Genomic DNA, 23,174 nt, shown 5'->3' with positions numbered 1-23,174 from the left:
CGGATAGCGATGCTTAAGCGTCCTATCCGGCATATCACAATTTATTATCTTCTTTTATCCGGAACTTCCCTATGAAAGGCAGACTCATCTCTTCCGATCCGTATCGTCAGCAATTCCTTGTTGAGCGTGCGGTCTCTTTTTCGTATCGTCAGCGTGATTGCAGTGAATTAATCAGCGTCTTACCGCGCCACACGTTACAGCAGATTGACGGATTCGGCGGCAGCTTTACCGAAGGTGCGGGCGTGGTATTCAACAGCATGAGCGAAAAGACGAAGGCGCAATTTCTTTCCCTTTATTTTTCTGCTCAGGAACATAATTACACTCTGGCGCGGATGCCAATTCAGAGCTGTGATTTTTCCCTGGGCAATTACGCGTATGTCGATTCCAGCGCTGACCTGCAGCAGGGACGGCTCTCCTTTTCCCGCGATGAAGCGCATTTAATACCGCTGATTTCCGGGGCGTTGCGGTTAAATCCACACATGAAGCTGATGGCTTCGCCGTGGAGTCCGCCGGCGTTTATGAAAACTAATAACGATATGAACGGTGGCGGCAAGCTGCGGCGCGAATGCTACGCCGACTGGGCCGATATCATTATCAACTACCTGCTGGAATACCGCCGCCACGGCATTAATGTGCAGGCGCTCTCCGTGCAGAATGAGCCGGTGGCGGTAAAAACCTGGGACTCCTGTCTGTATAGCGTGGAAGAGGAGACAGCCTTTGCCGTGCAGTATCTGCGTCCGCGCCTCGCCCGGCAGGGTATGGATGAGATGGAGATCTATATCTGGGATCACGATAAAGATGGCCTGGTGGACTGGGCTGAACTCGCCTTTGCTGACGAAGCTAATTATAAGGGAATTAACGGGCTGGCATTCCACTGGTATACCGGCGACCATTTTTCGCAAATACAGTATCTGGCCCAGTGCCTGCCGGATAAAAAACTCCTGTTTTCCGAAGGCTGTGTGCCAATGGAGAGCGATGCCGGTAGCCAGATTCGCCACTGGCATACCTATCTCCATGACATGATTGGTAATTTCAAATCGGGTTGTAGCGGGTTTATCGACTGGAATCTGCTGCTGAACAGTGAGGGCGGGCCGAATCATCAGGGTAATCTGTGTGAAGCGCCCATTCAATACGATGCGCAAAACGACGTGCTGCGGCGTAACCACTCCTGGTATGGTATTGGCCACTTCTGCCGCTATGTGCGTCCGGGGGCGAGGGTCATGCTTTCTTCAAGTTACGATAATCTTCTGGAAGAGGTGGGATTTGTGAATCCCGACGGCGAGCGTGTGCTGGTGGTGTATAACCGCGATGTCCAGGAAAGGCGTTGCCGGGTGCTGGATGGCGATAAAGAGATCGCGTTAACGCTGCCGCCGTCAGGCGCCAGTACGTTGCTATGGCGGCAGGAGTCGATCTGAATGATGAAGCTGGGATTTAATGAAGCGACCTGTATGCGAAACTCCACGCTGGCACAGGATGTTGTGTTGGCGGAACGTTTTGGCTATGACTACATCGAAATCCGTCTGGATATGTTGCAGGAGTGGTTACAGAAACATACGTTAAGCGAGCTGGCAGACATTTTTGCCGTCGGCCACCTTAAGCCCTGGGGCTACAATTCGCTGGAAGACATTACGTTTTGTGATAGCGAAAGCTGGGCGGAGAAACGGCGGCAGTTGGCTTTCGCCTGCCATGCTGGCTCAGTGGTGGGGGGTGATTGTCTGGTTGTGGTGCCCACCATTCGTCAGGGGGGAAATTTTCCGCCAGGGGAAACGGTGAAAGATTCAGTGAAGCGTCTGCGCGAGATGGCGGCAGTGGCGGAAGAAAGCCAGATGCGGCTGGCCTTTGAGCCGATCGGTTCCGCAGGATGCTGTGTGCGCAGTCTTGCCATGGCGATGGAGATCGTAGATGCGGTCGATCGCAGTAACGTCGGGCTGGTCGTCGATGCCTTTAATCTTTACCTGCACGATCAATGGCGGGATCTGACCACGCTTCGCCAGATCCCTGTGGAAAAGATCTTCGTTTACCATATTGATGACGCCGATAATCTGCCGCTGGCAACGCTGGAGCATTGCCATCGTCTGTTTCCTGGCAACGGCGTGATCCCACTGCATGAGATCACGCATGAGCTAGTGCAGAAGGGCTATGAGGGGATCTGTTCGCTGGAACTGTTTAACCCTGGCTACTGGCAGATGGCTGCCAGCGAAGTCTTTGCGATAGGGGCGGAAAAGACTCGCCCCTTCTTAACAGCTTAATGTTGCCGCAGCAGGAGATGGACAACCGCCGCGCCCAGCAGCGCGCAGGCCGCGGCCAGAAGAAAGACCTGCTGATAGCCGATAAACGGCGTCAGCAGGCCCGCTATTGGTCCGGTAAATCCGTAGGCCAGATCCTGAAACGCTGACCAGACGCCGAGGGCCGTACCACGAATCTCCGGTGGCACTCTGCGCACAACCTCTACGCCCAGCGATGGGAACATCAGCGAACAGCCGCAGCCGGTAATCGCCGCGCCAATCAGCGCAGCGCCTGCTGACGGAGCGGCCCACATTACCGCCAGTCCGGTCCCCTCTACCAGTAGTGAAAAGGTTGCGACCGTGGCGCCGCCGTAACGGTCGGGAAATTTGGCGCAGAAAAAGCGGACAGCGATAAACGCAATGCCAAACAGCGTCATCGCAAAACCGGTGTTATCCCAGTGACGCTCGTTGAACCAGAGGGCGGTAAACGCGCTTAGGGTGGCAAAACCAATGCCCTGGAGCACAAGCCCTGTTCCGGGCCGCCACACCAGGCCGACTACCCGTAGCACTGGCACGCGGGGACGGGCTGTTGGGATATTCCCCGGAATGCCATAGATGACTCCACTGGCGATGATCGGCAACAGCACGACGAGGAGCGCCGGAAGCGCCAGGCCGGCCCTGGCGTAAAGCGACAGCCCCAGCGGCGCGCCGATAGCCAGCGCACCGTAGGTCGCCATGCCGTTCCAGGAAATAACCTGACCCGCGTGGGTCGAGCCCGCCAGCCACATCCCCCAGGTTAAATTACCGGTCAAAATGAAACTTTCACCGATGCCCAGCAGCACACGACCAACAATCATTATGGCCCATGCGAGCAGCGGAACCGGGTGAGCGATTAGACTGACCAGCATCAGCAGACCTGATGCGGCGCAGTAGAACTGACCGGTGATAACCGTCCGACGTCCGCCTGACGTGTCGGCTTTTCGACCCGCGGCGCCCCGGGTAAGCAAGGTGGCGATAAATTGGCTGCCTACCGCGATACCGATCAACAGATCGCTCAGATGCAACTGCTGCTGAACGTACAGCGGCAGCATGACTAACGGGATGCCAATAGTCAGATAGTTGAGAAACATCGCGGCGCTGATGCGAAACAGCGTGATCGATGTGGAATGTTGTGTGAGAGCTGGCATGGAATCGTCCTTGAACACGCCCCTTGTCCGATGCAGACACGGGGCGTGATGAGGCAGGCATTAACGTGCCGGGCGGTATTCGCGCCAGTAGTCGATAAGCATGCGGTATTTTTGTTTCACCGTTGCGATGAGCTGTTCATCGTTAAGCTGGCCGCCTAACCACTGGCGTGACGGTTCGCCAAAGATGGTCCGGCCGACGGCGAAACCTTTCACCCAGGGCATATCCGCTGCTGCGGCGAATCCTGACTTCAACTCGCTTTCCGGTGCGTCCAGGCCAAGTATCAATATACCGCGACATTCAGGGTCATAATGCTCAATATGCTGGCTGATTTCTCGCCAACGATCTGGGCTTAACGGCGGCAGTTTCCACCAGTCCGGCAGGATCCCCAGTTGATAAAAACGTTCCACAATCTGAGGATAGTATTGCTCATTTTGGTCTGCCGCATCGCGCGGCAAGATGACTTCCAGCAGCAGATCGTGACCAGACTGGCAGCAGGCGCGGTAAACTTCGTCAATGAGCGCCTCTTGTTCAAGACGTACCGACTCTGCATCGAGTGGATGATAGAAGACCAGACATTTCACGACGTGCTCTTGCGGCCAGCTGACAAGCTGAGAGCCAATATCGCCATGTTCCAGCTTCAGCGGATACGAACCGGGCATCTCAACCGGTCGGCCAATCCACCATCCCTGGCCGGTCACGTCGTTAAGCGCCTGCTGACCAAAGGTGGTATCGGCAAGGATGCCGCTATTATTCTGTAAACCGGCCTCAAGCGCCGCCTGACGCGCCCCTTCCAGCAGTAGCATCTTCAGGGGAGGGATCGCGGATTCACTGGCGCCGACTTCATTTGCGATATCCACCAGTTGCTTGCGATGGTCAAAGGCGAATACGCACAGCTCCGGCCAGTGCTGTTTACGGGTTGTGACCCGATGAAGGTGATTCAGCCGCGGGTCTTTGTCTGGCCGGGTGATGGATTGTTCACGCGCGAGGTAGTCGTCCAGCTCTTTTTTGGTTGGCATGGCGGGGGCACAACCGTGGCGCGATACCACTAACGCGCCGCAGGCGTTTGCATAACGGCAGGCTTGCTCCCAGCTTTCATCGTTCAGGTATCCCCGCAGCAGTCCTGACATAAAGGCATCGCCCGCGCCCAGAACGTTCAGAACGTCTACACGAACGCCGCTATGTATCTTCACCTGCGACCAGTCATCGGCGATGTTGCCTTCAAAGACTGAGCAGCCCAGCGCGCCGCGTTTGCACACCAGTACGGCCTGGGTCAACTGACGGACGCGCCGCAGGGCGGTCAGCGTGTCGGTACTGCCGCCGGCGATATGGAATTCTTCTTCGGTCCCAACGATCAGATCGAAATGGCGCAATACCTGCTGGAGCTGTTCGGTAACCTGTGATGAGGCGATGAAACGTGTTTCACCGTCTCCTAGCGACGTCAGGCCCCACAGTACGGGGCGGTAGTCGATATCCAGTGCCCGCCGCAGCCCGTGTTTTTGCGCATACTCCAGCGCTTTAAGAACGGCGGCGCGCGTATTGGGGTGAGAAAGATGGGTACCGGTGACGGCTAATGCGCGTGAAGAAGCGATGTAATCTTCGCGGATATCCTCGGGTGTTAGCGCCATGTCCGCGCAGTTATCGCGGTAGAAGATCAGAGGAAAGGTGTCCTGATCTTTAATGCCGAGGATCACCAGCGCGGTCAGACGATCGCGATCCGACAGCAGGCACTGCGTATCCACACCAACGCGGTTTAATTCTTCACGAACGAAACGTCCCATATGCTCATCGCCGACGCGGGCCAGCATAGCGGAACGTAATCCCTGAATGGCCGTGCCGTAGGCAACATTGCCTGACGATCCCCCTAAATATTTAGCGAAAGTCGTCATATCCTCCAGCCGCGACCCGATTTGTTGACCATACAAATCAACGGCGACTCGTCCCAGACAGATAACGTCCAGCGGCTTTTGCTCACTACTGACTGCTTTATTCATTGACATATCCCCTAACAGAAGACGGTGTTATTTTTGCCCATACTAAGGTTTGGTGATTTCATTTTCAATAAAAATGGAAATAATGTTTTCATTTATTGTTTGAACAAGATCACAGAAATGGCATTTCCGGGCAACGCGTATGATCGTTTTTTGTTGTGTTTTTTGTTTTAGTTGATTGATTATTAATGTGTTATTTCTTTTAAAAGCACATGGAAGATAAATTTCATTTTCATGAAAAATACGCCTAAATGGCGAAATTTTTTAACCGTTTTTTGATCTACTTCCCATAAATGAAATATAAATTCCATATAATTGTGAGAACGGAAATTTTGATCCTATGATAAGTCTCTGTGTTTTTGGGGCTGAAGCGATGCATAAGCAGGCAACGACAGCCGAACGGTTGATAAAAGCAGGTGGGGTACATGAAAACAATCAGGTTGACCATGGCGCAGGCTTTGGTGCGCTTTCTTGATAATCAGTACATCGACGTAGACGGCAGCGAAATCAAATTTGTAAAAGGGATTTTCGCCATTTTTGGCCACGGGAACGTTGTCGGATTGGGGCAAGCGCTGGAAGAGGACTGTGGCCAACTTAGCGTTCATCAAGGGCGTAACGAACAGGGAATGGCGCATATCGCGACGGGGTTTGCCCGCCAGATGCGTCGCCATCAGATTTATGCCTGCACCTCCTCAGTGGGGCCAGGGGCCGCCAATATGATCACCGCAGCGGCGACCGCGACGGCTAACCGTATTCCACTGCTTTTGCTGCCGGGCGATGTGTACGCATCTCGTCAACCCGACCCGGTTTTGCAACAGGTTGAACAAGAACACGATCTGACGCTGAGCACCAATGACGCTTTCCGTGCAGTTAGCCGCTACTGGGATCGCATTACGCGTCCGGAACAGCTAATGAGCGCCTGTATCAGCGCGATGCGGGTGTTAACCGATCCGGCGGATACGGGGGCCGTGACGCTTTGCCTGCCACAGGATGTGCAGGGTGAAGCCTGGGATTATCCGGATTATTTTTTCGCTCGCCGGGTCTATCGTCTTGAGCGTCACGCGCCGACGGAGCCGATGCTGAACGAGGCGGTTGCGCTGATTCGCCGCCACCAGCGGCCGCTGATCGTTTGCGGTGGGGGCGTGAAGTATTCGCAGGCTGAAGAGGCGCTGCTGAGATTTGCCGAACGCTGTCATCTGCCGATTGCTGAAACCCAGGCTGGCAAGGGAGCGCTCAGTTCTGCACACCCGCTGAACGTCGGCGGGATTGGCGAAACCGGTTCACTGGCGGCGAATCTGCTGGCGCAGGAGGCCGATCTGATTATCGGTGTAGGGACGCGCTATACCGATTTCACCACCTCCTCAAAGTGGATCTTCCAGAATCCCGACGTGCGCTACTTAAATATCAACGTTAGCCGCTTTGATGTCTTCAAGCTGGATGGCGTACAGATGCAGGGTGACGCTCGCGTCGCCCTGACGCAGCTTAGCGAACGGCTGGCCCAGGAGCATTATGCTTCGCAATGGGGTGAGACTATTCACCGCGTCCGCTCGCAATATATGGCGGAAGTTGAGCGCGTCTATGCTGTGGAATATAGCGGAGAGGGCTTCAAACCTGAAATTGAGGATCATATGGATACTCAAAAGGTGTTTGAAGAGTTTAATGAGATTACGCGATCGTGGCTGACCCAGACGCGCGTGTTGGGCGTGCTTAACCGGATGTTGCCGGAAAACGCGCTGGTGGTGGCGGCGGCGGGCAGCCTGCCGGGCGACCTCCAGCGTGTCTGGCAAAGCCGCGGCGAGAATGATTACCACGTCGAGTACGGCTACTCCTGTATGGGCTACGAAGTCAATGCCGCATTGGGGGCCAAACTGGCGCAGCCGGAGCGCGAGGTGTACAGCTTCGTGGGCGACGGTTCGTTCATGATGCTGCACTCTGAGTTGGTCACTTCCGTCCAGATGGGGAAAAAGATTACCGTCATTTTGCTCGATAACATGACCAACGGCTGTATCAATAATCTGCAAATGGAACACGGTATGGACAGTTACTTCACCGAGTTTCGTTTCCATCAGCAGGAGAGCGGTCGTCAGGAAGGCGGGTTTATCCCGGTCGATTTCGCTCGCATCGCTGAAGGATATGGTTGTAAAAGCTATCGCGTCACCACCATTGAACAACTGCATGAAGCGTTGGAAGATGCTCGTAAACAGACCGTGAGCACGCTGATAGACATAAAAGTGCTTCCCAAAACGATGGTGCATAAGTACCTGAGCTGGTGGCGCGTTGGTGGGGCGCAGGTATCCCGTAGCGAACGTATCCAGGCGGTAGCGCGTATGCTTGAGGAACATATCGGACAGGCCCGGCAGTACTGATTAATTTGCCGTCGTTCAGGTTGCAGAAGTGTGGTTATTGTTCTGCAACCTGAACGATACAGCGTCAACGCATTGTTTGCTTTTCAGAACGGCAAAATAAAACGATCCGTTTTTCGCAGAATTACGGATGCTTTTCTTTTGCGGTTTTAAATTTACTATTCATGAGATTAAGAGGTACGAATGAAAAAGCTTCGATGTGGTGTTATTGGCCTCGGTCGGGTAGGTAAAATGCATGTTGAGAATATGTATTTACTGCCTCAATTAGATATTATCTGCGCCGCCGATTATTTTATTGAGGAGATGAGCGATTGGCTTTATTCGGTAAATATAACTTCAGGGTATAAAAATTATCAGGAACTTTTACAGCGTGATGATATAGAGGCAGTTTTTATTTTCACCTCAACGGATATGCACGAAGAGATCGTCACGGCGGCAGCGCAGGCGGGGAAGCACATTTTTTGTGAAAAACCGCTCAGCATGAATGAAGATGAGCAGGCCTCAATGGCGGTGCTGAGAAAAGTGAAAGAGAAGGGGGTGACGCTGCAGGTTGCCTTTAACCGCCGTTTTGATCCTCAGTTTCACGAGGTCTTTGAGCTGGTGCGCAGCGGCAAGATTGGTCGGCCCCAGATGATAAAAATCACCTCCCGCGATCCGGACCTGCTACCCCATGATCTGATCAAACGTATTGGCGGTCTGATTTTTGACTTCACCATGCATGACTTTGATATGGCTCGTTTTATGATGCAGGATGAAGTCAGCGAAGTCTATGTTAAGGGCAATACGCTGATTGATCCCAGCCTGAAAAATATTGATGATGTTGATACGCTTGCGGTGATGCTGACTTTCAGAAACGGCGGCTACGCGCTCATTGATAACAGCCGTCGGGCGGTATATGGCTATGACCAACGGGTGGAGGTTTTTGGCTCAGAAGGGATGGCGTATGCGGATAACGTTAGTGAGTCGACGGTGAAAGTTTTCAACAGCCAGCACTGCATAATGAAAAATCCCCTTCCTGATTTCACGGTCCGTTATCGCGAAGCTTACCGAACGGAAATATTACACTTTATTGATTCAGTCCTGCATCATACGCCGGTTGTCTGTACCGGCGAAGACGCATTATTGGCCCAGCGTATCGCTATTGCCGCGCAGCAATCATTAAAAAGCGGGCTGCCGGTGAAAATAACAAGCGATATTTATCTTTAACTGCATCTGTTAATAATGAATAAACTCTCGCACTGAAAAGTGTGAGAGCTTTTCTATACCGAGGGTAATAAAATGAAAGAAATGCAGGCAACGCTGCCCCAGACATTTTATATAAAACCAGGTAAGTTTATCTGGAGCTACCTGGGAACATTTTTATTTATGTTGGGCGGCTGTATTGAGAACAGCTGGTTATCTGCCTGGTTAAATACGCAGGGATTTGATCAGGCGCATATCGGGCAGATTTTTGCCGGATATGGGATTGTGGTCGCGATCACCTCCTGGCTATCCGGCGTCTGTGTGGACGTTTTTGGTCCTAAAAAGGTGATGGTTACCGGTTTTATCGTCTATCTTCTGGCTTCCGTCGCGTTTCTGAACTTTGCGCTACCCAGCCATGATTTTGGTGCCATTCTCGTGACCTATATGCTGCGTGGCGTGGGGTATCCGCTGGTCTGTTACTCCTTCCTGGTACGCCTGACCATCCAGTTGGATAATCACCAGCAAGGGATCGGCACCTCGCTATTTTGGGTGGTCTATAACCTTGGTTTTACCATCATTGGGCCGGTGGTGGCGGCGTCGTTAATTCCTGCGTTGGGGCATATCAACGTGATGTGGGCCGGGATGGGCGTTGCGCTGCTGGGGGTTCTCTTCATGCTGGTGCTGGAACGCAATGAATTCATTCTGAAACCGCGAACGACGCCGGTCTTCAAAGAGTTATCTGCGGGTATCTCCATTATGTATGAACGGCCACGGATCGGTCTGGCGGTGATTGTCAAAACTATTAACGGTCTTGGCACCTATGGTTTTGTTGTCGTATTACCTCTGTTTCTGCTGGATAAGCACTTTACGCTTGAGGAATGGGCGAGTATTTGGGGGATTACCTTTATCTCTAACCAGGTCTTCAACATTATCTTTGGCTGGATGGGCGATAAAATTGGTTTTCGCCGAACCATCCAGATTTTTGGCAGCATCCTGACCGGTGTCGCTACGCTGATTGTTTACTGGGTGCCGATGATATGGGGGCATAACTATGTCGCCTTTATGCTGGCGATGTGTTTGTGGGGAGCCGGGCTGGCTGGCTTTGTGCCAATGACGCCGCTGGTGCCGATGATGGCGCCGGATAAGAAGGGGGCGGCGAACTCGGCCGTGAACTTTGGCTCCGGCCTGGGGAATTTCGTTGGGCCAGCGCTGGTCTCCGTTCTGGCAGGGTTCGGCACCGGCGTGGTGATGTATACTATGGCGGGGCTCTATTTATTCAGCGGCATCCTGGTGCAGTTTCTTAAAGTGCCTGGCGAGAAATAGCTTCAAATATTCTTCAAAAATCCCTTATAGCCTGTGATGTTCATCACTAAATTAAACCGGTTTTTATCAAGATTGATAAAGCCGGTTTTTTCACCCTACGTTAAATTGTACTAACGGATTACGGTTATTTACCCACTCATATACGTTCAGGGAGAAAATAATGAATATCGAAAAAACACGGTTTTGTATTAACCGGAAAATTGCACCGGGTCTAAGCATAGAAGCATTCTTTCGACTGGTTAAACGTCTTGAGTTTAATAAAGTGGAATTGCGTAATGATATGCCAAGCGGCAGCGTTACTGATGACTTGAATTATAATCAGGTGCGTAACCTGGCAGAAAAGTATGGACTTGAAATTGTCACAATTAATGCGGTCTATCCCTTTAACCAACTGACCGAGGAGGTAGTAAAAAAAACGGAAGGATTATTACGAGACGCGCAGGGAGTCGGCGCGCGGGCATTAGTTCTTTGTCCGCTGAATGATGGAACGATTGTGCCGCCGGAGGTTACGGTTGAGGCAATAAAACGACTGAGCGATCTCTTTGCCCGGTATGATATTCAGGGGCTGGTTGAACCTTTAGGATTCCGCGTAAGTTCGCTGCGTTCTGCCGTCTGGGCTCAGCAACTGATCCGGGAAGCAGGTTCCCCCTTTAAGGTTTTGCTGGATACCTTCCATCATCATCTGTACGAAGAGGCCGAAAAGGAGTTTGCGTCGCGCATTGATATTTCTGCTATCGGGTTGGTGCATTTGTCCGGTGTGGAAGACACCCGACCAACGGAAGCATTGGCTGATGAGCAGCGTATTATGCTGAGTGAAAAGGATGTAATGCAGAATTACCAGCAGGTGCAGCGTCTGGAAAATATGGGGTATCGCGGTATTTACGCTTTTGAACCTTTTTCTTCTCAGTTAGCTTCCTGGAGTGAGGCGGAAATAGAGGAACAAATTAATCGCAGCGTGTCATTGCTGCTGCAATGATACAGCTAATTTCCAGGTGACCGTTTTCAGTTTCCGCAACGTGGTATTTACAATGAAAATTGCTTTTGATGTCGATGTTATTAAACATTTACCCATTACCCAAATGGTACGGCAGGTTTCCGAGTGGGGGTATAAATATATTGAGCAGTCGCCGCACCCGCGTATTAATCCGTTTTATAAACACCCTAAAGCTGGTCGCGATACCATGCAGGAATATAAACGCGCCTTGCAGAACTACGGTGTGGAAATCTCGTCATTTATTGTGGTTTATCGTTGGTCCGGCCCCGATGAAGAGCGTCGGCGCGCCGCGGTAACCAACTGGAAGCGGATGATTGAGATTGCCGTTGATATGGGCGTACAGGTGATTAATACCGAGCTTTCCGGGACGCCGGATGAGCCGGAGATTTGTGAAGAGATGTGGTATCGCTCCATGGAGGAACTGCTGCCGATCGTGGAACGAGAGGGAATTCGAATCGAAATTCAGTCTCACCCCTGGGATTTCTGCGAACTGAACGATGAGACGGTCGACATGGTGCAGTCTTTGCGTAGTGATAACGTGACCTATCTGTACAGCGCACCGCATGGCTTCTTTTACGATAAAGGGCAGGGCGATGTCGCAAGGATGCTGAACTATGCCGGGGCCGATCTTTCGCATGTTCTGCTGGCCGATACGCACAACCACACGCTTCCCTGCCGCTATATCATGAACCCGCCTGGCGTGAATGCGACGATTCATCAGCACATCGGGCTGGGAGAAGGTGAGGTCGATTTTGACGCGCTATTCCAGGCGCTGCGTGAAATGGATTTTGCAAACCGCACGTTTAAGGTGGGCGGTGAGGCAATTATCACCACGTCGCTGTTTGGTTATCCTGAAAAAATGAGTGTTCAGGCGGTGGAAACGCGCGAGCGGATCGAGCGGGAGCTACTCGGACGTTAAAAACGGGTGGATTTGCCTGTACCGCGCCACAGGCTGGCGCGGTCATTTGCGGCAATTACCCTTCGTTTTCCGCCAGCTCGCGCAGATACTGGAAAATCTGACGCGCTGATTTCGGCGGTTTGTTGCCTTCTTTCTCTTTCTTCGCATTGCGGATCAATGAACGAAGCTGTTGACGATCGGCGTGCGGCCACAGGGTCAGTACTTCGGCTACCGCGTCATCGCCTTCGACGATCAGACGATCGCGCAGATGCTCAAGCTTGTGAAACAGCACCACCTGCTGATTATGGCGGTTCTTCAGCTTGTCCAGCGCCTGGCGAATAGGTTCAACGTCGCGTTGGCGCAGCATTTTTCCGATAAGCTGCAACTGGCGGCGGCGTCCTTCCATTTTGATTCGCTGGGCCAGTTCAATGGCGTCGCGCAGATCGGCGTCCAGCGGGATCTTATCCAGCGCGTTTTTCCCCAGATCCACCAGTTCCGCGCCCAGGCGTTTTAATTCCTCGGCATCGCGTTTAATTTCACTTTTACTGACCCAGATAATTTCATCGTCTTCGTCTTCGATGTCATCACCGGGAACGTCGTCGAGCCAGTCTTCGGGCTGCTTTGTCATGTCAGGCTCCTTAAAAAAAAGAGGCTAATGTTACCAGTTAAGATGCGCACTGAAAAACGGTTCTCTGTTAGACTTCAGAGAAACTCTCTCTACATTATGGCATTTGCAATGAAAGTAATCTCACAAGTTGAAGCGCAGCGTAAGATTCTGGAAGAAGCAGTTTCGACAGCGCTGGAGTTAGCCTCAGGCAAATCGGATGGGGCGGAAGTCGCCGTCAGCAAGACCACCGGCATTAGCGTCAGCACCCGTTATGGTGAAGTAGAGAATGTCGAATTTAATAGCGACGGCGCGCTGGGAATTACGGTGTATCACCAGAACCGCAAAGGCAGCGCCTCTTCGACGGATTTAAGCCCGCAGGCGATTGCCCGTACCGTGCAGGCCGCGCTGGATATCGCGCGTTACACGTCGCCGGACCCGTGCGCAGGCGTGGCGGACAAAGAACTGCTGGCGTTTGACGCGCCGGATCTGGACTTGTTCCACCCGGCAGAGGTTACGCCAGACGAAGCCATTGAACTGGCCGCGCGTGCGGAACAGGCTTCTCTAAAGGCGGATAAACGCATCACCAATACCGAAGGCGGGAGCTTTAACAGCCATTACGGCATTAAAGTGTTCGGCAACAGCCACGGCATGTTGCAGGGATATTGCTCCACGCGCCATTCGCTCTCAAGCTGCGTCATCGCCGAAGAGAACGGCGATATGGAGCGTGATTACGCTTACACCATCGGTCGGGCAATGGCGGATCTGCAAGCGCCGGAATGGGTCGGGGCCGAGTGCGCGCGCCGTACCTTATCCCGCCTGTCGCCGCGCAAGCTCTCCACTATGAAAGCGCCGGTCATTTTCGCCAATGAAGTGGCGACAGGGCTATTTGGTCATCTGGTCGGGGCGATTGCCGGCGGCGCGGTATACCGTAAATCCACTTTTCTGCTCGACTCGCTGGGCAAACAAATTCTGCCGGAATGGTTAACCATCGAAGAACACCCGCATCTGCTAAAAGGGCTGGCGTCTTCACCGTTCGACAGCGAAGGCGTGCGTACGGAGCGCCGGGACATTGTGAAGGATGGCGTACTGACGCAATGGTTGCTGACCAACTATTCTGCCCGCAAACTGGGGCTGAAAAGTACCGGTCATGCCGGCGGCATTCATAACTGGCGTATCGCCGGGCAGGGGCTGAACTTTGAGCAGTTGCTAAAAGAGATGGGCACCGGCCTGGTGGTGACGGAACTGATGGGCCAGGGCGTCAGCGGTATTACCGGCGACTACTCCCGCGGCGCTGCGGGATTCTGGGTTGAAAATGGTGAAATCCAGTACCCGGTAAGTGAAATTACCATTGCCGGTAATTTAAAAGAGATGTGGCGTAATATTGTCACCGTAGGTGATGATATTGAAACGCGCAGTAATATACAGTGTGGTTCGGTATTGTTACCGGAGATGAAAATCGCCGGACAATAATACCCGTCATACTTCAGGCTGCAGGCGCGTTGGCTGCCTGCAACCCGAATTATTCAGGGTATTACACTTATCGTTAATAATAAAAAAGGAAGTGAGCAATGCGTAAAAGCCTGTTAGCTATTCTTGCTGTGTCATCGCTGGTATTCGGTTCGGCTGTTTTTGCTGCCGATCTTGAAGATAATATGGATATTCTCAATGATAACCTGAAAGTTGTTGAGAAAACGGATAGTGCCCCTGAACTGAAAGCGGCATTAACCAAAATGCGCGCGGCCGCGCTGGATGCTCAAAAAGCTACGCCGCCAAAGCTGGAAGATAAAGCGCCGGATAGCCCGGAAATGAAGGATTTTCGTCACGGTTTTGACATTCTGGTCGGCCAAATTGATGGCGCGCTGAAGCTGGCGAACGAAGGTAACGTTAAAGAAGCGAAAGCGGCGGCGGAAGCGCTAAAAACCACCCGCAATACGTATCATAAGAAGTATCGTTAATTTTTGTGGGATGGCGGCTTCGCTTTATCCGCAGGTCGCCATCCGGCAAAATGTAATACCCATCACACTTTCTCACTTTATACGACAACGTCATTGTTTGTTTCTGCCACGCTATTTCCTCTTTATGCCGCGATAGATCTCACACTTTCCCGGCGATAATTCATTAATGCCGCCTTTTCTGTGGCGCAGATCACCTATCCCACTCGCGTTTCCACTTCGAGGTGGAAAATAACTCGCTACAAACTTTTAACCCTTACCGCTAGTTTTATCTCATTGCCATTAATGGGGTGAGACGCGTGGATAACGGAGCAGTAAAACACGATGCCGGTGAGCGAATTAACGAACTGGCTGAACAGGTGTTAACGCAGGTGGATGGCCTGCTGGGGCGGCATCACATTGTCCCCAATGCGGTACAGACGCAAATGCTGACCTCGCACGTTCGCGCGATGGCGCACCGGTCAATTACCGGCGAGCCTTTACCGGAAGTCGATGCCAGCTTGTTTGATGAAATCTCAGCCGAATCAATGGCGCTCGCCCGCGAAATCGTGGCGGCGTTTGGCAACCTTCCTGACGAAGAAGCCTGGCTATTATCGGTACATTTTGAAGTCGCGAAAGACAACCTCTAAGGAGCAAAAAATGGAACAGATTACCGTCGTGATTGGCGATCGCCTGGGTAAAGGCCAGAAAGTGGCGGCAGGCGTGGAAAAAGCGGGCGGTCGCGCGGTCGTCGTACCGGGCGTCGCGGCAGACATGAAGCTGGGCGATGTGATGAAAGCGGAAAACGCCACCTTCGGCATTTCATTTTGCGGCAGCGGCGGCGCGGGCGCTATCACCGCGCAAAACAAGCATGGCTACAAAGCCAAATATGGAATGCGGTCAGTGGATGAAGGCGTCACCGCTATCAATGAAGGCTGCAACGTGTTGGGTTTCGGCTTTATGGATAAAGAAGAGCTCGGCGAGCGCCTGGTGCAGGCGTGGCAAAAGAAATACGGCGCCTGATGATGAAAGAGCAATTCACCACCACGGTGAGAGTAAAAGGCAAGGGCGACGCCAAAGCACGCGCCTTTGCCGATGCGCTGAACCATGTTCAGTCGGCGGTGATGAGAGAGTCGCCGTATATCTTACTGCGTATTGAGCCACAGGATGTGCGAATTGTTCAGGCGCATGAGTCGGTGCGTAAAGAGGCCTTTCTGTTTTTCTTTTTGCGCCGGGAACGACGCACTTACAGCGTGGAGCTGGATGTGACCGTCAACGTGACCGCCATCAATCTCGACAGGGTGGATTTCGTCGCGAAACGCTGATTTTTATTAAAAAGGCATAGTTATGTTCCTGATAATACTAATTAAATCGCTCATTATCGGCGCGCTGGTCGGCGTAGGGGTGGGCGCTGGGGCTGCACGCATGTTTCACGCGCCAACCACGCAGGGGATGGGCGCGTTCCGTACGTTGGGCGAACTCAACTCTTGTGAAGGCGACCCGGCATCTCACTTCTCCTTTGGGCTGGGTTTCTTCTTTAACGCCTGGGCGTCGTCTGTGGCGGCCGGATCGTTCACCCAGGATGTCGATCACCGCATCATCCCTAACTGGGGCGCGGCGGCGCTAATGATCAAAAACCGTAACGTCGGCGAGACGCTGCACGACCCGAAAAAAATGGCGATCGCCTGCGCCGTCATCGGCATGATCGTTGTGACGTTCCTTAACCTGACCGCCTCATCCGTGCCAGAGGCGCTACAGGTGACGGCGGTTAAGGTGCTGGTACCGGCGGCAAACCTGCTGGTCAATATCGTCATGCCTGTGATCTTCTGGTTAGCAGCGATCGACGCTGGTAAAAAATCGGGCTTCTGGGCCACCGTTTTCGGCGGCGCGGCGCAGCTCATCATGGGGAACGCCGTACCGGGGCTGGTGCTGGGTATTTTGATCGGTAAAGGCGTAGAAGAGAGCGGCTGGAACCATGTCACCAAAGTGATGATGGTCGCCATCGTTTTGCTGTTTGTGTTGAGCGGCTTCTTCCGCGGCTTCGACATGAAAATGATCGAGTCTTTCAACATGACGGTACCGAACTGGCTTGAACTGATCCACAACTCGCTCAGCGGCAAATAACGGAGGCCACAATGGAAGAGAATAAAGGTTTTTGGTATGCCGACTGGTCGTTCCCGATCTTTGTTGGCCTGCTCTCCTCCGGCGTTTTCGCCGGGACGCATATGTACTATCTGTACGGTATCGGCGCATTTAACGAAGTCGCTTTTGTGGCGATGTTGAAAGCGGGGATGGATACCGGCGTCTACGGCGCGGTCGCCGCTTTCGGCGCCAGCTTTTTATTTGCCCGCATTATCGAAGGTTCGCTGGTCGGAATTCTGGATATCGGCGGGGCAATTCAGACCGGCGTGGGCTTAGGGGTTCCGGCGTTACTGCTGGGAGCCGGCTTTGTCTTCCCGGTGGCGAACTTTATCGCTTCGCTGATAACCGGTCTGGTGATTGGCCTGGCGATTGGCTACATCATTATTCTGGCGCGTAAGTTCACCATCAACCAGAGCGACTCCACGTACGGAGCGGACGTCATGATGGGGGCCGGTAACACTTCAGGTCGTTTTCTGGGGCCGTTGATTATCCTCAGCGCCATGACGGCATCGATTCCCATTGGTCTGGGCTCTCTGGTGGGCGCGCTGCTGTTTTATATCTGGCAGAAGCCGATTACCGGCGGCGCGATTTTAGGTGCGATGATCCTCGGTTCCATCTTCCCGATTGCGATTAGCTAACTGTTGATTTGTAGGCCGGATAAGGCGGTTGCGCCGCCATCCGGCAAAGGAGAGAACGATGTTTGATTTACTCCTGCGCCATGCGCGTCTGGTCGATGACACGCTGACTAATATTGCCCTGCAAGATGGCAAAATCGCGGCGTTGGGTGACGTTGATGGTCCGGCGCTGAAAACCATTGACCTGCGCGGCGAGTGTTACGTTAGTGCGGGTTGGATTGATTCTCATGTTCACTGCTACCCGACATCACCGATTTATCACGACGAACCGGACAGCGTGGGTATTGCCACTGGCGTTACCACAGTGGTGGATGCCGGTAGCACTGGCGCAGACGACATTGATAATTTCTATGCTCTGACGCGTCAGGCGACCACCGACGTTTATGCGCTGCTGAATGTTTCACGCGTTGGGCTTATTGCCCAAAACGAGCTGGCTAACATGGCCAATATTGACGCCGATGCGGTCCGGCAGGCGGTAAAACGCCATCCGGATTTTATCGTCGGCCTCAAGGCGCGGATGAGCAGCAGCGTGGTAGGCGTTAACGGCATCACGCCGCTGGAACGCGCTAAAGCCATGCAGCAAGAAAACGGCAACCTGCCGCTGATGGTGCATATTGGCAATAACCCGCCGGATCTGGACGAAATAGCGGAGCGTCTGACGGCGGGCGATATCATTACCCACTGTTACAACGGTAAGCCGAACCGTATTCTGACGCCGGAAGGCGAGCTGCGCGCCTCGGTGACACGAGCGCTGGCGCGCGGCGTGCGTCTGGACGTCGGGCATGGTACCGCCAGCCTGAGCTTTGCGGTGGCGAAACGCGCCATTAGCCTGGGGATTTTACCGCATACCATCAGTTCCGATATCTACTGCCGTAACCGCATCAATGGCCCGGTGCATTCGCTGGCTAATGTGATGTCGAAATTCCTCGCCATCGGCATGTCGCTGCCGCAGGTCATTGCGTGCGTGACGGCCAATGCCGCCGATAGCCTGAATCTGAAAACCAAAGGGCGTCTTCAGCCTGGTCTGGATGCCGACCTGACCCTCTTTACGCTTAAACGCCAGCCCACCGTGTTGGTAGACGCGGAACACGACAGCTTACAGGCTGAAGAATTGCTGACGCCGCTTGCCGCGATACGCGCAGGCAAGGGCTATATGACCGAACAAGGGAGCGCGGAACATGCCTTCGATTTTTGAGAAGTATCAATTAAAACAGGTGATTAACGCCTCCGGACGTATGACGGCGCTCGGCGTCTCTACGCCGCGCCCGGAAGTGATAGACGCGGCGATGGCCGGAATGAATCAGTATTTCGAGATGAAAGATCTGGTGAATAAAACCGGCGAGTACATTGCGAAATTGCTGGAGGTGGAAGGGGCGACGGTAGTCTCCTGCGCCAGTGCGGGCCTTGCCCAGTCGGTTGCCGCGGTACTGGTTCAGGACAGCGACTGGCTGCTGGAAAACCTGCACGTTACACAGATTGAAAATAACGAAATCGTCCTGCCAAAGGGCCACAACGTCAACTTTGGCGCGCCGGTGGGAACGATGGTGGCGCTGGGCGGCGGCAAACTGGTGGAAGCCGGTTACGCCAACGAATGTTCCGCCGCGCAGTTGGCGGCGGCCATTACGCCGCGCACGGCGGCTATTCTCTATATCAAATCTCACCACTGCGTACAGAAAAGTATGCTTAGTGTGGAGCAGGCTGCGGTAGTGGCACGCACGCATAATCTCCCGCTGATTGTGGACGCGGCGGCGGAAGAAGATTTGCAGTGCTACTACCGCGTGGGCGCAGATCTCGTTATCTATAGCGGCGCGAAAGCGATTGAAGGGCCGACCAGTGGGCTGGTGATTGGTAAAACGCAGTATGTTGAGTGGGTAAAACGTCAGTCAGCGGGCATTGGCCGGGCGATGAAGGTCGGCAAAGAAGGAATTATTGGCCTGACCTGCGCCATTGAATTGTACCTGCGGGCGCAAAAAGAGAGCGGCGCGGAGATGGTAGAAAAAATGGCGCCCTTTATCGACACGTTGAACACGTTTAACGGCGTCAGCGCCCGTGCGGTGTGGGACAGCGCCGGACGCGACATCGCGCGCACGGAAATTAAGTTTGATGAAGCCGTTACCGGCATCGCCACAGGCGACCTGGTCGACGCGCTGAAGCAAGGGGAATACGCGATTTACTTTCGCGGATACAAAGCCAACGAAGGGATTATTGAAGCGGATGTCCGCAGCGTCGATCGCGCGCAGTTAGCGATTGTGGCGCGTCGTATTGGCGAGGTGATTAATCAGGAGAAACAAGCATGAAACTGACCCCTAACTTTTACCGCGATCGCGTTTGCCTGAACGTACTGGCCGGTTCGAAAGATAACGCCCGGGAAATCTACGCGGCGGCGGAAGGTCATGTGCTGGTTGGCGTGCTCTCTAAAAACTATCCGGATGTGGCAAGCGCAGTCGCGGATATGCGTGAATATGCGGCGCTTATCGACAATGCGCTCTCCGTCGGACTGGGGGCAGGCGATCCTAACCAGTCGGCGATGGTGAGCGAAATCTCGCGTCAGGTACAGCCGCAGCATGTCAACCAGGTGTTTACCGGCGTAGGGGCCAGCCGGGCGCTGCTGGGGCAAAATGAGACGGTGGTGAACGGTCTTGTCTCGCCGACCGGCACGCCGGGACTGGTGAAAATTTCCACCGGCCCGCTAAGCAGCCGCGCGCCGGACGGCATCGTACCCATAGAAACGGCGATTGCGCTACTCAAAGACATGGGCGGCAGCTCTGTTAAATACTTTCCGATGGGAGGACTCACCTGTCGCGACGAGTATAAAGCGGTGGCTGAGGCCTGCGCCCGCCATGATTTCTGGCTGGAACCGACGGGCGGTATCGATCTGGAAAACTTCGCCGAGATTCTGCACATCGCCCTTGATGCAGGTGTAAGCAAAATCATTCCTCACATTTATAGTTCGATTATTGATAAGGTGAGCGGCAACACCCGTGCGGACGATGTGCGTCAGTTACTCGCTATCGTCCGGTCGCGTGTCGGCTAATCATGAGGAGAGAGACGTGCGATTCCCCAACCAACGTTTAGCGCAGCTATTTGCGATGCTGCAAAACGAGACGCTGCCGCAGGACGAACTGGCGCAGCGGTTGTCGGTCTCCACGCGTACCGTTCGGGCGGATATCGCCGCGCTGAACATGTTGCTGATGCCGCATGGCGCGCAATTTACTCTCAGCCGCGGCAACGGGTATCAGCTCAAAATTGATGATCCGGCACGTTATCAATCCCTGCAAACGCAGCAATCTCCCGCCCTGGCTCGCGGTCCGCGCACCAGCCAGGAGCGGATACACTATTTGCTGGCGCGTTTTTTAACCTCCGCCTTCTCGCTGAAGCTGGAGGATTTGGCAGATGAATGGTTTGTCAGCCGTGCGACGTTGCAGAACGATATGGCGGACGTGCGCGAGCATTTGCTGCGTTATCATCTGACGCTGGAAACGCGTCCGCGTCATGGCATGAAATTGTTTGGCGGAGAGATGGCGATTCGCGCCTGTCTGACCGACCTTTTATGGACGCTGGCGCAGCAGGAGCCCTCCCATCCGTTAATTGTTAGTACCACGCTGAACACCGAGGTGTCTCAACGGCTGCAGTCTCTTTTGCCGGATATTTTCTCTCATTGTCAAATCCGCCTGACCGATGAGAGCGAGCTGTTTCTGCGTTTATACTGCGCGGTGGCGGTACGGCGTATTCGCGAGGGGTATCCGTTATCGGAATGCGTGGCGGAGGAGGTCGATGAAAAGGTGCGCCATGCGGCGCATGAGATTGCGGAGCTACTACAACAGCTGGCCGACAAGCCGCTGTCGGAGCCGGAAGTAAGCTGGCTGAAGGTGCATATTGCCGCCCGCCAGGTACAGGAGATTGCCCCCAGCGCCATTAATGCCGATGATGAAGAGGCGCTGGTGCACTATATCCTCAATTTTATTAATACCCAGTACAACTATAACCTGTTGAATGATAAACAGCTCCACGCGGACTTGCTGACTCACATCAAAACGATGATCACCCGCGTGCGCTACCAGATCATGATCCCCAACCCACTACTGGAAAATATTAAGCAGCACTATCCGATGGCATGGGATATGACGTTGGCGGCGATATCGAGTTGGGGAAAATACACGCCGTATACCATTAGCGAAAACGAAATCGGTTTTCTGGTGCTGCATATTGGCGTTGGGCTGGAACGTAGTTACAACATTGGCTACCAGCGACAGCCGCAGGTACTGCTGGTGTGCGATGCTGGTAATGCGATGGTGCGGATGATTGAAGCGGTACTGGCGCGGAAATACCCGCAGATTGATATTGCCCGCACTCTGACGCTACGCGACTATGAGGCGCGGGACAGCATTGTGGAGGATTTTGTGATTTCCACAGCGCGGATCGGCGAAAAAGATAAGCCGGTCATCATGATCGCGCCCTTTCCTACCGACTATCAATTGGAGCAGATCGGTAAGCTGGTGCTGGTGGACAGAACCCGTCCGTGGATGCTGGATAAATATTTCGATGCCTCGCATTTTCGCATTGTGGAAGGGGAAATAGATCAACAGACGCTGTTTAAAACGCTGTGCGATCAGTTGCATGAGGAAGGCTTTGTTGATGCGGCGTTTCTCGATTCGGTTATTGAACGTGAAGCTATTGTCAGTACGTTATTAGGCGACGGGATTGCCTTGCCACACGCGCTGGGGCTGCTGGCGAAGAAAACGGTGGTTTATACGGTGCTCGCGCCGCAGGGGATTGCCTGGGGTGATGAAACGGCGCACGTTATTTTTTTACTCGCCATCAGCAAAAGTGAATATGAAGAGGCGATGGCCATCTACGATATTTTCGTCACTTTCCTGCGCGAACGCGCCATGACGCGCCTCTGCGCATGTCAGAATTTTACGCAATTTAAAACGGTCGCGATGGAGTGTGTGAGTCGTTTTTGACACTTTCCCGTCACGTCATTGTTAAGAAGATTTATGTACTTGTCGGTATGCCAGCACGGGTTATTTTACCCAATCTTCGTACTGCAAACCCGGTACCCGCTCAAACTCCCTCACGTTATTAGTGACCAGTATCGCCCCGGACGCAATGGCATGGCCGGCGATAGCCGCATCGTTTGATCCAATCGGCGTACCGGCGGCGGCCAGTACGGCACGGATCTCTGTGGTGGCATCCACTGCCGCCCGGTCCCAGGCCAGCACGGCATCCAGGCGACTACAGAATGCATCAACCAGTTGGGCATGGCGCGGCGAGGCCTTTTTGCCCGTACAGCCAAAACGCATTTCGGCGTAGGTAATCGCCGACACCACAATACGATGGCGGCGCAGCACTGCCTGCTCAAGGCGTTTCAGCACAGCTTCCGGCTGTTCGCGCATAATGAAAGAACAGATGCAGGTATCCAGCATGTAGGTTTTACTCATAGTTCAAAGCGTCCCTCATCGCTGATGATGTCTTCGCGTTCCGTCAGAAAGTCTGGGCTGGCTTTTTCCTCATGACGGAATGATCCCCAGGAAGGGCGGGCGGGGCGCAGTATAATCGTGTCGCCTTCGCGGAAGATTTCAAGTTCGTTGACGCCGTCAAAATCCAGATCGCGTGGAAGGCGGATCGCGCGGTTATTGCCATTTTTAAATACAGATACGGTTCGCATGGTCGTCTCCTGCCCTTGTGGGCGTGATGT

General features: G+C 53.6%; 23 protein-coding genes. 18 read left to right on the top strand and 5 right to left on the bottom strand.

The genetic code is table 11. The annotated features are described in order from the left end of the window. The first annotated feature begins 71 nt into the window (after positions 1-71). A complete protein-coding gene (gene srfJ / locus ABVN44_RS07485; RefSeq protein WP_023232261.1) occupies positions 72-1,415 on the top strand; it encodes a lysosomal glucosyl ceramidase-like type III secretion effector SrfJ in 1,344 nt (447 codons plus the stop codon). After that, entirely contained in the window at positions 1,416-2,249 is an 834-nt protein-coding gene (iolI1, locus tag ABVN44_RS07480) for a 2-keto-myo-inositol isomerase IolI1 (RefSeq protein ID WP_000976927.1), read from the top strand. Here the strand turns inward: iolI1 and ABVN44_RS07475 are convergent. Then, positions 2,246-3,412, bottom strand: a complete 1,167-nt coding sequence (locus ABVN44_RS07475; RefSeq protein WP_001111176.1) for an MFS transporter — start codon at positions 3,410-3,412, stop codon at positions 2,246-2,248. The two genes, iolI1 and ABVN44_RS07475, sit on opposite strands and share 4 nt — an antisense overlap. A gap of 60 nt (positions 3,413-3,472) precedes the next feature. Further along, on the bottom strand, positions 3,473-5,410 hold the full coding sequence (iolC, locus tag ABVN44_RS07470; RefSeq protein WP_014343940.1) for a 5-dehydro-2-deoxygluconokinase: 1,938 nt from the start codon (positions 5,408-5,410) through the stop codon (positions 3,473-3,475). A 416-nt stretch (positions 5,411-5,826) separates the two neighbouring features. Between iolC and iolD the strand changes: the two genes are divergently transcribed. From iolD to iolH, 5 genes are all read left to right on the top strand, one after another. Continuing rightward, complete coding sequence (gene iolD / locus ABVN44_RS07465; RefSeq protein ID WP_000849477.1) at positions 5,827-7,767, top strand: 3D-(3,5/4)-trihydroxycyclohexane-1,2-dione acylhydrolase (decyclizing); 1,941 nt, start codon at positions 5,827-5,829, stop codon at positions 7,765-7,767. Between the two features lie 180 nt (positions 7,768-7,947). Continuing rightward, positions 7,948-8,970, top strand: a complete 1,023-nt coding sequence (gene iolG2, locus ABVN44_RS07460) for a D-chiro-inositol-2-dehydrogenase IolG2 (protein WP_000736098.1) — start codon at positions 7,948-7,950, stop codon at positions 8,968-8,970. Positions 8,971-9,042: 72 nt separating this feature from the next. Further along, a complete protein-coding gene (locus ABVN44_RS07455; protein ID WP_000661780.1) occupies positions 9,043-10,269 on the top strand; it encodes an MFS transporter in 1,227 nt (408 codons plus the stop codon). A 160-nt stretch (positions 10,270-10,429) separates the two neighbouring features. After that, on the top strand, positions 10,430-11,245 hold the full coding sequence (iolI2, locus tag ABVN44_RS07450; RefSeq protein WP_001019386.1) for a 2-keto-myo-inositol isomerase IolI2: 816 nt from the start codon (positions 10,430-10,432) through the stop codon (positions 11,243-11,245). A 52-nt stretch (positions 11,246-11,297) separates the two neighbouring features. Beyond that, positions 11,298-12,182: a sugar phosphate isomerase/epimerase IolH gene (gene iolH / locus ABVN44_RS07445; protein WP_000683955.1), complete on the top strand. Its 885-nt coding sequence runs from the start codon at positions 11,298-11,300 to the stop codon at positions 12,180-12,182. A 55-nt stretch (positions 12,183-12,237) separates the two neighbouring features. Here iolH and yjgA read toward each other — a convergent pair whose 3' ends face one another. Then, complete coding sequence (yjgA, locus tag ABVN44_RS07440; RefSeq protein WP_000166287.1) at positions 12,238-12,789, bottom strand: ribosome biogenesis factor YjgA; 552 nt, start codon at positions 12,787-12,789, stop codon at positions 12,238-12,240. Between the two features lie 96 nt (positions 12,790-12,885). On the opposite strand from yjgA, the gene pmbA reads away from it, so the two are divergent. The 11 genes from pmbA (at position 12,886) to ABVN44_RS07385 (ending at position 22,440) form a co-directional block, all read left to right on the top strand. Next, positions 12,886-14,238, top strand: coding sequence for a metalloprotease PmbA (gene pmbA, locus ABVN44_RS07435; protein WP_000852994.1), 1,353 nt, complete (start codon positions 12,886-12,888; stop codon positions 14,236-14,238). A gap of 98 nt (positions 14,239-14,336) precedes the next feature. Then, positions 14,337-14,723 (top strand): cytochrome b562, encoded by a 387-nt coding sequence (cybC, locus tag ABVN44_RS07430; RefSeq protein WP_001232231.1) that lies wholly within the window; start codon positions 14,337-14,339, stop codon positions 14,721-14,723. A gap of 287 nt (positions 14,724-15,010) precedes the next feature. Next, on the top strand, positions 15,011-15,349 hold the full coding sequence (locus tag ABVN44_RS07425) for a glycine dehydrogenase (RefSeq protein WP_001255103.1): 339 nt from the start codon (positions 15,011-15,013) through the stop codon (positions 15,347-15,349). A gap of 10 nt (positions 15,350-15,359) precedes the next feature. Further along, entirely contained in the window at positions 15,360-15,722 is a 363-nt protein-coding gene (locus tag ABVN44_RS07420; protein WP_000435389.1) for an SFCGS family glycine-rich protein, read from the top strand. Beyond that, positions 15,722-16,024: a DUF4312 family protein gene (locus tag ABVN44_RS07415; RefSeq protein ID WP_000975187.1), complete on the top strand. Its 303-nt coding sequence runs from the start codon at positions 15,722-15,724 to the stop codon at positions 16,022-16,024. The genes ABVN44_RS07420 and ABVN44_RS07415 overlap by 1 nt, the downstream gene beginning before the upstream one ends. Positions 16,025-16,046: 22 nt before the next feature. Further along, positions 16,047-16,823 (top strand): DUF4311 domain-containing protein, encoded by a 777-nt coding sequence (locus ABVN44_RS07410; RefSeq protein WP_000478578.1) that lies wholly within the window; start codon positions 16,047-16,049, stop codon positions 16,821-16,823. A gap of 11 nt (positions 16,824-16,834) precedes the next feature. Next, positions 16,835-17,479 (top strand): DUF4310 family protein, encoded by a 645-nt coding sequence (locus ABVN44_RS07405; RefSeq protein WP_000392127.1) that lies wholly within the window; start codon positions 16,835-16,837, stop codon positions 17,477-17,479. Positions 17,480-17,537: 58 nt separating this feature from the next. Next, positions 17,538-18,671 (top strand): amidohydrolase/deacetylase family metallohydrolase, encoded by a 1,134-nt coding sequence (locus ABVN44_RS07400; RefSeq protein ID WP_023232260.1) that lies wholly within the window; start codon positions 17,538-17,540, stop codon positions 18,669-18,671. Next, the gene (locus tag ABVN44_RS07395) at positions 18,655-19,773 is read left to right on the top strand and encodes a DgaE family pyridoxal phosphate-dependent ammonia lyase (RefSeq protein ID WP_023232259.1); all 1,119 of its coding nucleotides are present in this window, start codon (positions 18,655-18,657) and stop codon (positions 19,771-19,773) included. Before ABVN44_RS07400 ends, ABVN44_RS07395 begins: the two co-directional genes overlap by 17 nt. Next, positions 19,770-20,510 carry a KDGP aldolase family protein gene (locus ABVN44_RS07390; RefSeq protein WP_023229489.1) on the top strand — a complete coding sequence of 247 codons (741 nt, stop codon included), beginning with the start codon at positions 19,770-19,772 and terminating at the stop codon, positions 20,508-20,510. Before ABVN44_RS07395 ends, ABVN44_RS07390 begins: the two co-directional genes overlap by 4 nt. A gap of 16 nt (positions 20,511-20,526) precedes the next feature. Beyond that, the gene (locus ABVN44_RS07385; protein ID WP_023232258.1) at positions 20,527-22,440 is read left to right on the top strand and encodes a BglG family transcription antiterminator; all 1,914 of its coding nucleotides are present in this window, start codon (positions 20,527-20,529) and stop codon (positions 22,438-22,440) included. Between the two features lie 60 nt (positions 22,441-22,500). Here ABVN44_RS07385 and ABVN44_RS07380 read toward each other — a convergent pair whose 3' ends face one another. Beyond that, the gene (locus ABVN44_RS07380) at positions 22,501-22,917 is read right to left on the bottom strand and encodes a type II toxin-antitoxin system VapC family toxin (RefSeq protein WP_000048134.1); all 417 of its coding nucleotides are present in this window, start codon (positions 22,915-22,917) and stop codon (positions 22,501-22,503) included. Beyond that, positions 22,914-23,144, bottom strand: a complete 231-nt coding sequence (vapB, locus tag ABVN44_RS07375) for a type II toxin-antitoxin system VapB family antitoxin (RefSeq protein ID WP_001261294.1) — start codon at positions 23,142-23,144, stop codon at positions 22,914-22,916. The genes ABVN44_RS07380 and vapB overlap by 4 nt, the downstream gene beginning before the upstream one ends. Positions 23,145-23,174 lie beyond the last annotated feature (30 nt).

The organism is Salmonella sp. SJTUF15570 (assembly GCF_043357055.1).
Taxonomy (GTDB): Bacteria; Pseudomonadota; Gammaproteobacteria; order Enterobacterales; family Enterobacteriaceae; genus Salmonella; species Salmonella enterica.
The sequence above is the reverse complement of the archived record's forward strand: the minus strand, read 5'-3'. Positions and strand labels throughout refer to the sequence as shown.

Coding starts and splice junctions, on each gene's coding strand:
- yjgA (WP_000166287.1), bottom strand. CDS start 12,789: ATGACAAAGCAGCCCGAAGACTGGCTCGACGACGTTCCCGGTGATGAC.
- ABVN44_RS07415 (WP_000975187.1), top strand. CDS start 15,722: ATGATGAAAGAGCAATTCACCACCACGGTGAGAGTAAAAGGCAAGGGC.
- ABVN44_RS07400 (WP_023232260.1), top strand. CDS start 17,538: ATGTTTGATTTACTCCTGCGCCATGCGCGTCTGGTCGATGACACGCTG.
- ABVN44_RS07395 (WP_023232259.1), top strand. CDS start 18,655: ATGCCTTCGATTTTTGAGAAGTATCAATTAAAACAGGTGATTAACGCC.
- vapB (WP_001261294.1), bottom strand. CDS start 23,144: ATGCGAACCGTATCTGTATTTAAAAATGGCAATAACCGCGCGATCCGC.
- pmbA (WP_000852994.1), top strand. CDS start 12,886: ATGGCATTTGCAATGAAAGTAATCTCACAAGTTGAAGCGCAGCGTAAG.
- ABVN44_RS07380 (WP_000048134.1), bottom strand. CDS start 22,917: ATGAGTAAAACCTACATGCTGGATACCTGCATCTGTTCTTTCATTATG.
- iolI1 (WP_000976927.1), top strand. CDS start 1,416: ATGATGAAGCTGGGATTTAATGAAGCGACCTGTATGCGAAACTCCACG.
- iolC (WP_014343940.1), bottom strand. CDS start 5,410: ATGTCAATGAATAAAGCAGTCAGTAGTGAGCAAAAGCCGCTGGACGTT.
- ABVN44_RS07455 (WP_000661780.1), top strand. CDS start 9,043: ATGAAAGAAATGCAGGCAACGCTGCCCCAGACATTTTATATAAAACCA.
- ABVN44_RS07475 (WP_001111176.1), bottom strand. CDS start 3,412: ATGCCAGCTCTCACACAACATTCCACATCGATCACGCTGTTTCGCATC.
- iolH (WP_000683955.1), top strand. CDS start 11,298: ATGAAAATTGCTTTTGATGTCGATGTTATTAAACATTTACCCATTACC.
- ABVN44_RS07390 (WP_023229489.1), top strand. CDS start 19,770: ATGAAACTGACCCCTAACTTTTACCGCGATCGCGTTTGCCTGAACGTA.
- ABVN44_RS07410 (WP_000478578.1), top strand. CDS start 16,047: ATGTTCCTGATAATACTAATTAAATCGCTCATTATCGGCGCGCTGGTC.
- iolD (WP_000849477.1), top strand. CDS start 5,827: ATGAAAACAATCAGGTTGACCATGGCGCAGGCTTTGGTGCGCTTTCTT.
- iolI2 (WP_001019386.1), top strand. CDS start 10,430: ATGAATATCGAAAAAACACGGTTTTGTATTAACCGGAAAATTGCACCG.
- iolG2 (WP_000736098.1), top strand. CDS start 7,948: ATGAAAAAGCTTCGATGTGGTGTTATTGGCCTCGGTCGGGTAGGTAAA.
- ABVN44_RS07405 (WP_000392127.1), top strand. CDS start 16,835: ATGGAAGAGAATAAAGGTTTTTGGTATGCCGACTGGTCGTTCCCGATC.
- srfJ (WP_023232261.1), top strand. CDS start 72: ATGAAAGGCAGACTCATCTCTTCCGATCCGTATCGTCAGCAATTCCTT.
- ABVN44_RS07420 (WP_000435389.1), top strand. CDS start 15,360: ATGGAACAGATTACCGTCGTGATTGGCGATCGCCTGGGTAAAGGCCAG.
- cybC (WP_001232231.1), top strand. CDS start 14,337: ATGCGTAAAAGCCTGTTAGCTATTCTTGCTGTGTCATCGCTGGTATTC.